Consider the following 11027-nt stretch of genomic DNA (forward strand, 5'->3'; position numbering starts at 1 on the left):
ATGCGCTTCAAGACACGTTTCAATGCCAAGGCGGGGTTTGCCGATCTGTGGGATTATATCCGCGAACCGCGGCCCTATCGCTGGCCGCTGCTGGCAGTGTCTTTCGCAATCCCCCTCACCTCGCTGGCCGTGCTGTCGCAGGAATCGCATTTCCGCCCGCCAGATGCGCCCGAAGTGACCTATATCACCACCTTCGCCGAAGGGCGCAGCGACGAAGAAATCCGCCGCTCGAACATCGAGAACCAGCGGCGCAAGGAAGCGCGCGAGGCGGAAGCGGCGGAATTGCAGCAGCGCAAGATCGAGGCCTACAAGGCGCTCGGCCGGGCGACCGGGCTCGATGTCGAGGCGATGGAGCGGCAGGCGGCGATCGACCGTGCGCGCGAAGAGGCCGAGGCAGAAGCCCGGCAGCGCGAACTTTACCGGGCGGGCTCGGCGGTTGACGGCACCGGCGACTGACGCGCGCTGGCTGGAAGCGGCGGCGCGTCTGGCCACGCGCACGCGCCCGTCGAGCTATCCCAATCCGGGCGTAGGCTGCATCCTGGTCAAGGATGGTATCGTGGTCGGTCGCGGCTGGACTGCGCCCGGGGGGCGACCACACGCCGAGGCGGTGGCCCTGGCGCAGGCAGGTGAGAGGGCACGCGGCGCGACCGCCTATGTCACGCTGGAGCCCTGCGCCCACCGCTCGGCACGCGGCCCGGCATGCAGCACCCTGCTGGTCGAGGCAGGCGTCGCTCGGGTCGTCGCGGGCGTCGAAGATCCCGATCCAAGAACGGCAGGCGATGGCATGGCCCGCCTGCGCGAAGCGGGAATCGACGCCGATCTACTCCCCTCGCCCGCTGCCGAGGCGAGCCTGGCGGGATATCTGACCCGTGCCCGGTCCCAGCGGCCCCATGTGACGATGAAGATCGCCATGTCGCTCGACGGGTGCATCGCCACGAGCAGCGGCGAAAGCCAATGGATCACCGGCGGGGCAGCGCGCGCGCATGTCCATTCGCGCCGCGCGATGGCCGATGCCATCGTGGTTGGTGGCGGAACGTGGCGTGCGGACAAACCGAAGCTCGATGTCCGCCTGCCCGGGCTGGAAGCATCCAGCCCGCAGCGCGTGGTGCTGACTCGCGGCGTCCCGCCCGACGGGGTGAAGGTCATCAACACGCCCGAGCAGATCGCGGCGCTCGAGGCGCTCTATCTCTATGTCGAGGCGGGCGCGAACATTGCCGCCAGCTTCCTCGCCGCCGATCTCGTCGACCGGCTCGAAATCTATCGCGCGCCGATCGTTATCGGTGGCGGACGCGGGGCTGTGGGCGATATCGGCCTCGCAGTCCTCGCCGATGCGCATGACCGCTGGGCCCTTGCCGAGCGTCGCCAGCTTGGCAGCGACAGTTTCGAAGCCTACAGCCGCCTGCGCGAGAAATAGAGGGTTAGCCAGGAGCACGCATGTTCACCGGGATCGTTACTGCCATCGGCACCATTGCCAGTATCGAGAACAAGGGCGATCTGCGCGTCGTCATCGCCTGTCCCTGGGATCCGGCCGGAATCGACATCGGCGCCTCGATCGCCTGTTCGGGCGTGTGCCTGACCGTGGTCGAGAGGGGCGGGGAGGAAGGCGATGCCTGGTTTGCGGTCGATGTGTCGGGCGAGACCGTGAGCCGCACCGCACAGGACCAGTGGCGCAAGGATCGCAGGCTCAACCTCGAGCCCGCGCTGCGGCTGGGCGACGAGCTCGGCGGGCATCTCGTCACCGGGCATGTCGATGCGGTCGGCCGCGTGGCCTTGGCCGAGGATATCGGCGGATCGACCCGGCTCGAAATCCTCGCGGGCGAGGACATCGCCCCCTTTGTCGCGGAAAAAGGCTCGATCACCGTCGATGGCGTATCGCTGACGGTCAACGATGTAAGTGACGAGCCCAATGGCGATGTGCGCTTCGCACTCAACATCATCCCGCATACGGGCGAGGTGACCACCTTGGGCGATTTGTCCGAGGGCGATGCGGTCAATCTCGAAATCGACGTGCTCGCACGCTATCTCAGGCGAATGCAAAGCCTCGCCGCCTGACAGGAAGCCCGGGGCGCGCGGTGCCGAAAATCCTCGTGAACTCCCGCCCGCTGCTGTGGCTCATACTTGCCCTGCCGGGGCTGTGGATCGGCTGGCGCTGGGCCATGACACCCGACGCCTATGGCTATGGTCATGCGATCGGCGATAGCGGCGACTGGGCGGCCTGGCTGCTGATGGCGACGATGGCGGTCACGCCGCTGCGGCTGATGTTCCGCCGCCAGCGGTGGACCGGCTGGCTCATGCGGCGCCGCCGCGATCTTGGCGTCGCCAGCTTCGCCTATGCCGCGGGGCACACGCTGATCTATGTGATACGCAAGGCCTCGCCCGACCTGATCCTTGCCGAGTTGTCGACACCTTACATTTTCGTGGGCTGGATCGCGCTCGCGCTCTTCCTGCCGCTGGCGATCACCTCGAACGATGTGTCGGTGCGACGGCTGAGGCGGTCCTGGAAGAAACTGCACCGCCTCGTCTATCCGGCGGCTATCCTGACCTTCCTGCACTGGGTATGGTCGGCCTTCGATCCGACCACGGCCTGGATCCACGCAGGGGTCCTGGCCGCGATCGAGATCGTCAGGGTTTACCTGCAGCGCCGTCAGAGAGTGACGTAGTTCTTGAACCGGGCGACTTCGGCTTCGTCGACATATTTGCCGATCTCGCGGTCGAAGTCACCCATGTCGGCATAGGGGCGGTATTCCTCGAACTCGTGCTCCATCTTCTCGGTCATGCCGGGGATGAGGCGGAGTTCTTCCTTGCTCGCCGTGTTGAGGTTCACCGGCACGAAGACGCCCTCCAGCACAGCGGCGGCCTGTTCGGCGTCAAGCGTTTCGAGCAGCTTGGCGTTGAGGTCGGTGACGCTGCCGTAGGGCTGTCCGGCAACGATGGCTGCCGCAAGCTCTTCGCTCACGCCTTCGACAGCGGCAAGCTCTTCGGCAGTCGCGGTGCTGGCATCGAGCACGGCGCCGTCGGTGGCTGCAGCGTCAGCGGATCCGGTATCGGCAGGACCGGCAGCCTCACTCGCTTCGGTGGCGTCTTCGGTTCCGCCCGAGCAGGCCGAGAGAGTGAGCATGGTGCCCGAAAGGGCGGCGGCAAGTACCAGCTTACGCATAGAAATGGATCCTCTTTTTGATAAGCGTTCGCATTAGCAGGTCATTGGCGGATGGAAAGCGATTTCGACGCCGGGCCTCCTCGCTCGGTTGCCACCGCAATTTCGCTTGAGACGTGCGGCGGGAAGCGCCGCGCTAGTCTTCGGGAGCGACAGTGCGACGATAGAGATGCCACGTGGCATGTCCCAAAACCGGCAGCACGACCAGCAGTCCGAGAAATGCCGGGATCATCGCCACGAACAATGCGATCGCGACCAAGCCCGCCCAGAGCAGCAACACGCCGCGATTGGCGCGCATCGCGGCAAGGCTGGCGATGATCGCCGAAATGAAGTCGGTGTCCCGGTCTACCAGCATCGGCAGGCTGATCACGATTACCGCGAAGAAAGCCAGCGCCAGGAGCCCGCCGATGATGCCGCCCACCAGCAACATCGCGAGGCCCGCGGACGTAAGGAAGATCTCGAGCGAGTGGCTTCCCACCCCCGATTCGGCGAGGAAGATGGCAAAGATCCCGTGAGCGAGGATCATCCAGAAGGAGAAAGCGACAAAGATGATGCCGCCCATCATCAGCAACTGGTCGTCGCCGCGGCCGCGCAAGGCACCCAGTACCGGTCGCCAGCCGAGCGGCAGACCCGCCTCGCGGCGGCGGCTGACTTCGTAGAGACCGACCGCGGTAAACGGCGCGACGAGTGGAAAGCCCGCTGCCGCCACGATCAGCCATGCGGTACCGGCCGATCCCGCCAGCGCATAGGATAGCGCCCATCCAGCCACCACGTAGATCGCGCCGAAGAAAAATCCGAACCGGGGATGGGCACGAAAATCCGCCCACCCTTTCGCAAGGCTCTGTATCAGGTCTGTCGCTGCCAGATCGTCGGCGACTGCCGGCTTTTGCGGTCCGGCATCGATATGCGCCTGTGCCATCGCTCTCTCCCTATCCTCTCGGAAACCATTGCTGCCGCAGGCCGGCGCGCACCGCAAGGGGTGGGATCGCAGCGACTTTCCTACTTGCCCGGGATTTGCTTGACGAACCGCGATGGCGCGAGTGTCTTTCCAGTCAGCAATGAGAACCGCTGCGGCCTCGCTCACCCAACCGCGGTTTTTAGCTCTGGACCGTGGTCCATGCGGTCCATGTCGCTGTACTGTCCTCGGGCAGTCCTACACCGGTCCAACATCACATGAGCGGGCCGTGGGCAAAGCTATCTCGCGTAATCTCGTAGACCAGGTGGACGACGCGCTTGCCCTGGTATTTCTCCAGTTCGTAGCGGGTCGTGCGCTCTGCGCCGATCGCCTCCAGCGCATTGCGCGAGCGGTAATTGGTGTCGCCGACGCGGAACTCGACCAGTGCGACGTGCTCGAAGGCATGGGCCAGCATGGCGCGCTTCATTTCGGGATTGATGCCCTTGCCCCAGCAACGGGGCGCGAGGAAGGTCCAGCCGATTTCGACCACCCCGCCCTCGTCCGGGTCGTAGCGGTCATAGCGGGTGGAGCCGAGGATACCATCGTCGCGCCGGTCGACCACCGCCAGGGCGCCGCCGCTCGCCAGCGCATCATCGAAGAAGGCATCGAACACCTCGCGCCGCCAGCGGTCGTGGATCGGGTGCTGTTCCCACACGGCAGGATCGGACGCGACTTCGTACAACGCCTCGCGATCATCCTCGGTGAGCGGGCGCAGTATCAGCCGCTCGGTCTCCAGAGTCGGCTGCCGGTCCACCTATCCGCTCGTGACGTCGGCCAGCGCGGCGATGAACTTCTCGGTATTGCCGGCGTGCAAGCCCGCCACGTTGATGCGGCCCGACCCGGCCATGTAGATGCCATGGTCCTCGCGCAGCCTGGCGATCTGATCCTTGGACAGCGGCAGCATTGCGAAGAGCCCGTTCTGCCCGCCCAGGGCGGCAAGGTTCAGGCCGGGTGCCTCGTTGTCCGCCGCCGCCAGCCGTTCGCGCACACGGCGCATGCGCGCCCGCATTTCGCCCAGCTCGTCGAGCCATTGCCTGGTCAGGTCCTCGTCGCGCAGGACGATGCGGACGGCGGCCCCGCCGTGGTCGGGCGGCATCGACCAGTTGGCCCGCGCCAGCGCATTGGCATTGGACGCGATCGCCGGCAGGTCCGCAGCGTCCTTCGCGACCATGTAGAAGGCCCCCACACGGTCGCGGTAGAGACCGAAGTTCTTGTCGCAGCTATAGGCCACCAGCGCCTCGGGCACCTTGGCGAGCACCTTGCGCACTCCAGCCACGTCTTCTTCGAGGCCGTGCCCCAGCCCATGATAAGCCACGTCGAGGATCGGCAGGATGCCCTTGTCGACAAGGGCATCGGCGATCCGATCCCACTGTTCATCGGTGTAATCGACCCCGGTCGGGTTGTGGCAGCAGCCATGCAGCAGCACGGCATCGGTTTCGCGCGCATTGCCGATCGCAGCGAGCAATGCATCGACATCGGCGGTGCCGTCGTCCTTCGCATGGTCGAACGTGCTGGTTTCGACCCCCACGTCCTGCAGGATCTGCGCGTGGTTGGGCCAGCTCGGCACGCCGAGGTGGATGCGGGTTACACCGGCGGACTTGGCCAGCGCGACGGCAAGCCGAACCGCGCCGGTACCACCGGGCGTCTGCATGCCTTCGAGCCGCCCCCCCATCGCGGCATCCTTGCCGAAGATATAGGGCTTGAGCGCGTCGACGAAGCCGGTGTCGCCTTCGGGGCCGAGGTAGCTCTTGGACTCCTGGGCATCGACCAACCGCTGTTCGGCAGCCTTGATCGCGCGGAAGACCGGCGTCGCGCCGTCATTGGTGCGATATACGCCTACGCCGAGGTCGATCTTGTCCTCGCGCGGGTCCTGTGCGTGCATCTTGATAAGCGCGAGCAGCGCGTCGGGGGACTGGGCTTCGAGTTGGTCAAGCATGCCCGCCTCATCGCCGGATATGGAAAGGGCCGCAACAGGAAATCCTGTCGCGGCCCTGGAGCCATCCGGAATTCTGGTTGTGCGACCCGAAGCGCTCCTTTCGAGTTAGAACGGCAGCCAGCGCTGCTTCTTGGAAAACTTCATGTAACCGGCATTGATACCGAGCCTGAGCCCTGCGCCCATGCGGATGGGGATCAGCACGACGTCGCCCTTGCGCAGATAGCTCGCGGTGACGCCTCCGATGACATAGGCTTGGCCTTCGCCCGATGGATAGCGCTCGTAGAGTTCCTCGCTATCGTAGAGGTTGTAGACCAGCACGAAGGTGCTGCCCGCATTCGCTCCGGCATCGAAACCGACCGACGGCCCGGTCCAGTATACCGGACGCTCGCCCTCGACCTTGTGGTAAAGCGTGCCCGATCCGTAACGCGCACCGACGATGAACGCGCCGCCCGCCTCGCGACCGACGATATAGGCGTTGGGTTCACCCTGTTCGGCCAGCAGCTTGCGGACCATCTTGGCGACGCCCTCGGCGCCCTTGCCGAAGACGCCCTCGGCCGCACCGATCAGGTCGTCCTCGCGATAGGTCGTGTCCGGATCGTCGACAGCGGCGGTATCGACCGCTTCGCTCGCCGCATCCTCCGCCGCCTGTTCGGACCATTGCGGCTGGTCTGGATAGGCGTCGGCGGGCGCCGCCGCGTCGGGTTCGGCGGTATAGGTAGTGGCCTCCTCCGGCTCGCCATAGACCGGCTGGTCGCCAGGCTGTTCGACCAGATCGCCGTCGATGGCGGTATCGGGGTCGATCGTCTCGACCTGCGCCGCAAGCGGGCCGGCCATCATGCCGAATGCGGCGAGTGCGAAGCCGAATTGCGGCAGTTTGCGTGTGAACTTCATCATCGATCCCTCCGTGTCGGCGGCGCATGCGCAGACAGCTGCGCCACGAGAAGAATCCCCTTTGAGCGCCGCGGCAATGAAACGGCGATGAACCGAATCGAAAACGCGGCGAAGCGAGTCGCCGGGCGGCGTTATGCGCACAGGAACCGTTGCAAAAACTCCCCTTGAAGGCACGCGGGGCCATGGCTATAGCGCGCCCCTCGCAGCCAAGATGCGTCAGCGGAGACGTGGGTGAGTGGCTGAAACCAGCTCCCTGCTAAGGAGCCATACCTGGTAACGGGTATCGAGGGTTCGAATCCCTCCGTCTCCGCCATTTTCCTTTGTTCCAGGAATGCGTTTGGGCAGCATCTGCAGATATTCCCAGATGTGTTCCCCCGACAGACGCAGCGGATTGTCGCACGCTCCCAGGAGCCGCTTCCCGACCTAGCGAGCATGGGCGCGCCTAAGCTAGACTGCTCCAGAATAGTTGGGCTGTCAGGTCAGCATAGGACTTCACCGGATCGGACCGATGCGAAAGATCAGTCGATCCATCGAGGACTCTTGCAGGTCTTGCGTGCCTTGGAGCGCGGGCGATGACGGTAGGTCCCGATCAACCGGTCAAGCAATCGGGATCGAATTCATATTCATTCGCCAACCAGGCGACCAGTTCGCTTGCATGTGGCCCACCGATCTTGCGGAAGGCATCGGCGATCGGCTCCTTTTCCCTCTCGGAAAGGAGATCGAGCCCACGTTCACAAAAATCATCGACATACGCGAGTATCGCACCCGCCGCCCGGCCGGAAACGCATGCGCGGACCGAATCTTCGAATGCAGCGTCGGCGCAATGATTGACCGGGTCGCGGGCCAGCCCGCCAAGCGCGTGCAGAGGTATCTGCGAAAGGTGCGGCTGCACCATCGGATTCGCAGCGTAACCAGCCAGCTGCCCGGACATCAGGGGACCCCGCCCCTGCACTCCTTTCAGGAAAAGATAGCGGCTCGTCCGAGCACCATCGTTGACGGGATAGTTGTCCCACAGGAACGGCCGCCTTCCCATGCGCGACGTCACCTCGCGTATTTGATCCAATCCGATCGCGTCGCTGACGACTTTCGGTCCCGTCCAGAAGATATCGATGTCGGGTGCGATACGATGGGATAGTTCTTCCAGGTAGCAGGTTGGCGGTTCGCCGAAGATCGAAGCCAAAATGGGATCGTCCGAATAGTAGGTCGGGCAAACGATCACGCGGTGTCCGGGCCAATGATCGCGGACGAATGCGACGATCTCTCCCTGGAAGCTGGCGAGTTGCGGGAGGTCGCCACGCATGTCGTCGAACAGGAGGCTCAGCACACGGCATCCGCGATCATGCAAGCTGATAAGCTTCGAGCGGAGCCTAGCCCGGTTTTCCCGCGACCAGTCCTTCCATATCTGCAGTGGGCTCAGTCCGACTCCGAACTCCAGACCGGATTCGCGGGCCGTCGCCGCCATTTCCTCGAGTTGCGAGCTCTCTTCGCGCGTGAAGTCGCGTTGCCACTCGCTCCGCAAACTCCGGTCCGACTTTGGCGCATAGATTGCGCCTTCGTACCCCCACCGCCCGATCAGTCGATAGTTTGCCAGCCGCGCCGCCATGGGCCAAGGCGTCCCGTAAAAGGCCTCGATGAGCCATAGGGGTGTACGCCAAGATTGCGTCACAGATCGGCCGCCTGGACGTAGAGGCAGGTGGCATCGTCATGCTGTTTGAAACGTGGGAACAGCTTGCCAAGTGGATCCCGGCGCTCGGCCTGGCGTAGCTCGGTGAGGACCTCACCGAGATCGCTTTTCTCTATCCGGACGAATAGATCTTCCGCGGTTCCCAGGCGGAAGAGATCGTACCAGCGCGAAAATCCGTCGCTCATGATGGCAAAGGCCGTCACTCCTGCGGGCAGATCGCGCTCGCTCACGAGAGCCTGGTGCGGAGGACGGATGCCTCCCACGGCATAGCCTTCCTCGAGATTCATCACCTGACGGTTTTGTTCGAGCACCGGACGGATCATTTCGAGCAACCGATCGTAATCTGCATCGGGCGCACGGGCCCGCGCATCCTGCAAGGCATCGAGCGACCGTTGCTCGAACCGAACGAAGCCGGGATCGACTATTGCCTGCACGCGCCCGTTTGCGGGATTGCGGTAGAGGACCGGGCAATCCGCCAAGCAAAGCACCGACCAGCCGTCAGTCGTCTTGCGGACCAGGCTGAGCGCCGCGGACGCTTGCTCGAGCGCTTTGCGGACCGGAGCGGGCGCAGCGGGGAATCTCGCCTCCAACCGGTCGCGGACCCCGCTGGAGAGGCTCGCCAAGAATGTCCGGGCTATTTCCGAAACACCGAATGGACACCGATTCTGCAATTCCGCCTGATAGGCTTCAACCAGCCACCAGGCAGCTGTTCGCCCCTCAAGCTGCGCCCGCGAGATATCGGTGGCGCCATCGAGCACCCAGGCCGCGCCTGCTGCGTATCCGAACCGATCCTCGTTACCGAGAGCGGACCTTCCCTCGCTCAGCGCGTGGATCATCGTGTCATCATGGGCTCGGGATGCCGGGGTTTGCTCGCGGAGATGGGTGCACGCACGCTGATGGCAACGAGGAATGACAGCGCAGAGCCCGCGAGCAGTTTCCAGGAGAAGGCGAGCGACGTCACGCTGTCGGGGACCCCGATCGCGCCACCGATGCCCGCTTCGCCAAGGACCATCGCAAAGAAGCCCACGACCAACGCCCAGATGATCGAGGCCTCGCTTCCTCGTCCCGTGAATACGGCCGCGGCAAACACGCCGAGCAGGCCGGCATAGGCGAACACCATCACCTGCAGGGCGAATTCGAGGAGGGGCAGGTCGGACTGACGTTGCCAGAAGAAACAGACCAGCGCCATCAGGCCCAGGACGACGGCGATCACGACCATCGCGATCCGCCCGACGAACACGGTTCGTTCTTCCGACATCGGTCCCGCCCAGGGCTTGTAGAAATCGGTGACCACCACCGAGGTCATCGAACTGAGGCCCGAGGTCAGCGTGGAGACCGCCGCGGCCACGATCGCCGCGCCGCACAGGCCTTTCAGCCCGTCGGGAAGTTCGGTCAGAATGTAACGCATGAAGATCGTCACGCTGTCGAGATCCTCACCGGTGACGGGAATGCCGGTCAAATCCCCGCGGTCGTAGAACAGATGGAGCAATTGCCCGATGCTCAGGAAGATGAAGATGATGGGCAGCGCGCCGATGGTCGACCAGAACAGCGCACGACCCGCATGTCGCGAGCTCTTTGCAGCAAGAAGGCGCTGGGTCGTATCCTGGTCGAGGCCGAAGTTGCCGATGTTGAGCAGCACCACACCGGTCAGCGCCGCTGGAATGGTGAACGGGTCGTCGAGCGTGAACGAAAAGTCGAAGACAGTCAGCTTGCTGTCTCCCGATGGCGGGGAATCGAGCGCCGCGAGCACTTGCTCGAACTCGAGACCGAGCTGCATGTACAAAACGTAGAGGACCACCACGGCCGTCCCGACGTAGACGGCGAACTGCACGCCGTCGCTCGCGATGACCGATCGCAATCCGCCGACCAGCGTCAATGCCAGTCCCAGCAGGACAATGATCGCGGTGGCCAGCGCGATGGCCGCGAAATCGGCGCGCATGAACAGGATCATGGCCACGGCGAGCGCGGCCATGAACAGGCGCGCGCCATTGGCGAAAATACGGCCGACAAGATACATGGCGGCGGCACTGCGCAAGGCCAGCACGCCGTAGCGCCGCTCGAGCAATTCATAAACCGTGGTGACGTTCTGGGCATAGAATCGCGGAAGCAGAATACTCGCCACCGCGACGCTCGCCAGCACCGCGCCGAACGATCCCGCGAGATAGGTATAGTCCGACCGATATCCGAAGTCGGGACCGCCGAGGAACGTCGCCGCCGACTGCGTGGTCGCGAGCACGGAAAAGGCGATCAACCAGCCCGGCATCTGTCCGTCGGCCAGGAAGTATTCCTTGGCCGATCGCGCGCCCCGCCGCGAAAGATACCAGCCCAGCGCCGCATTCCCGACGAGGTAGACTGCGACCACCAGCCAATCGATCGCAGCGAAACCTGATGTCATGGACATGGAGTG

The 11027-nt window shown here is 64.3% G+C and carries 12 protein-coding genes and 1 tRNA gene; 5 read left to right on the forward strand and 8 right to left on the reverse strand.

The annotated features are described in order from the left end of the window. The 4 genes from ACQY4G_RS02300 to ACQY4G_RS02315 are packed head-to-tail and all read left to right on the forward strand — an operon-like array spanning position 1 to position 2660. Positions 1-456 carry a hypothetical protein gene (locus ACQY4G_RS02300; RefSeq protein WP_067693857.1) on the forward strand — a complete coding sequence of 152 codons (456 nt, stop codon included), beginning with the start codon at positions 1-3 and terminating at the stop codon, positions 454-456. After that, positions 437-1414: a bifunctional diaminohydroxyphosphoribosylaminopyrimidine deaminase/5-amino-6-(5-phosphoribosylamino)uracil reductase RibD gene (ribD, locus tag ACQY4G_RS02305; RefSeq protein WP_421992776.1), complete on the forward strand. Its 978-nt coding sequence runs from the start codon at positions 437-439 to the stop codon at positions 1412-1414. The genes ACQY4G_RS02300 and ribD overlap by 20 nt, the downstream gene beginning before the upstream one ends. Positions 1415-1434: 20 nt before the next feature. Beyond that, the gene (locus ACQY4G_RS02310; protein ID WP_421992778.1) at positions 1435-2052 is read left to right on the forward strand and encodes a riboflavin synthase; all 618 of its coding nucleotides are present in this window, start codon (positions 1435-1437) and stop codon (positions 2050-2052) included. Between the two features lie 35 nt (positions 2053-2087). Next, a complete protein-coding gene (locus tag ACQY4G_RS02315) occupies positions 2088-2660 on the forward strand; it encodes a sulfite oxidase heme-binding subunit YedZ (protein WP_421992780.1) in 573 nt (190 codons plus the stop codon). Here the strand turns inward: ACQY4G_RS02315 and ACQY4G_RS02320 are convergent. The 5 genes from ACQY4G_RS02320 to ACQY4G_RS02340 form a co-directional block, all read right to left on the reverse strand. Beyond that, a complete protein-coding gene (locus ACQY4G_RS02320; protein ID WP_421992782.1) occupies positions 2645-3157 on the reverse strand; it encodes a hypothetical protein in 513 nt (170 codons plus the stop codon). The genes ACQY4G_RS02315 and ACQY4G_RS02320 overlap by 16 nt on opposite strands. 133 nt (positions 3158-3290) lie before the next feature. After that, positions 3291-4073: a DUF2189 domain-containing protein gene (locus ACQY4G_RS02325; protein ID WP_421992784.1), complete on the reverse strand. Its 783-nt coding sequence runs from the start codon at positions 4071-4073 to the stop codon at positions 3291-3293. Positions 4074-4323: 250 nt separating this feature from the next. Continuing rightward, a complete protein-coding gene (locus tag ACQY4G_RS02330; protein ID WP_421992786.1) occupies positions 4324-4863 on the reverse strand; it encodes a GNAT family N-acetyltransferase in 540 nt (179 codons plus the stop codon). Further along, complete coding sequence (locus tag ACQY4G_RS02335; RefSeq protein WP_421992788.1) at positions 4864-6045, reverse strand: aromatic amino acid transaminase; 1182 nt, start codon at positions 6043-6045, stop codon at positions 4864-4866. A 105-nt stretch (positions 6046-6150) separates the two neighbouring features. Next, positions 6151-6939, reverse strand: coding sequence for a DUF1134 domain-containing protein (locus tag ACQY4G_RS02340; RefSeq protein WP_421992790.1), 789 nt, complete (start codon positions 6937-6939; stop codon positions 6151-6153). A gap of 218 nt (positions 6940-7157) precedes the next feature. Here ACQY4G_RS02340 and ACQY4G_RS02345 point away from each other — a divergent pair. Then, a tRNA-Ser gene (locus tag ACQY4G_RS02345) sits at positions 7158-7249 on the forward strand. A 276-nt stretch (positions 7250-7525) separates the two neighbouring features. On the opposite strand, the gene ACQY4G_RS02350 is transcribed toward ACQY4G_RS02345, so the two are convergent. The 3 genes from ACQY4G_RS02350 to ACQY4G_RS02360 are packed head-to-tail and all read right to left on the reverse strand — an operon-like array spanning position 7526 to position 11021. Further along, a complete protein-coding gene (locus ACQY4G_RS02350; RefSeq protein ID WP_421992792.1) occupies positions 7526-8539 on the reverse strand; it encodes a beta-N-acetylglucosaminidase domain-containing protein in 1014 nt (337 codons plus the stop codon). A 59-nt stretch (positions 8540-8598) separates the two neighbouring features. Beyond that, positions 8599-9456, reverse strand: coding sequence for a protein phosphatase 2C domain-containing protein (locus ACQY4G_RS02355; RefSeq protein WP_421992794.1), 858 nt, complete (start codon positions 9454-9456; stop codon positions 8599-8601). After that, positions 9453-11021 (reverse strand): sodium:solute symporter, encoded by a 1569-nt coding sequence (locus ACQY4G_RS02360; RefSeq protein WP_421992796.1) that lies wholly within the window; start codon positions 11019-11021, stop codon positions 9453-9455. The genes ACQY4G_RS02355 and ACQY4G_RS02360 overlap by 4 nt, the downstream gene beginning before the upstream one ends. Positions 11022-11027: the final 6 nt, after the last annotated feature.

The sequence above is a fragment of the Qipengyuania sp. genome, from assembly GCF_965277845.1.
GTDB lineage: Bacteria > Pseudomonadota > Alphaproteobacteria > Sphingomonadales > Sphingomonadaceae > Qipengyuania.

Coding starts and splice junctions, on each gene's coding strand:
- ACQY4G_RS02320 (WP_421992782.1), bottom strand. CDS start 3,157: ATGCGTAAGCTGGTACTTGCCGCCGCCCTTTCGGGCACCATGCTCACT.
- ACQY4G_RS02325 (WP_421992784.1), bottom strand. CDS start 4,073: ATGGCACAGGCGCATATCGATGCCGGACCGCAAAAGCCGGCAGTCGCC.
- ACQY4G_RS02300 (WP_067693857.1), top strand. CDS start 1: ATGCGCTTCAAGACACGTTTCAATGCCAAGGCGGGGTTTGCCGATCTG.
- ACQY4G_RS02350 (WP_421992792.1), bottom strand. CDS start 8,539: ATGGCGGCGCGGCTGGCAAACTATCGACTGATCGGGCGGTGGGGGTAC.
- ACQY4G_RS02355 (WP_421992794.1), bottom strand. CDS start 9,456: ATGATCCACGCGCTGAGCGAGGGAAGGTCCGCTCTCGGTAACGAGGAT.
- ACQY4G_RS02310 (WP_421992778.1), top strand. CDS start 1,435: ATGTTCACCGGGATCGTTACTGCCATCGGCACCATTGCCAGTATCGAG.
- ACQY4G_RS02360 (WP_421992796.1), bottom strand. CDS start 11,021: ATGTCCATGACATCAGGTTTCGCTGCGATCGATTGGCTGGTGGTCGCA.
- ACQY4G_RS02335 (WP_421992788.1), bottom strand. CDS start 6,045: ATGCTTGACCAACTCGAAGCCCAGTCCCCCGACGCGCTGCTCGCGCTT.
- ACQY4G_RS02340 (WP_421992790.1), bottom strand. CDS start 6,939: ATGATGAAGTTCACACGCAAACTGCCGCAATTCGGCTTCGCACTCGCC.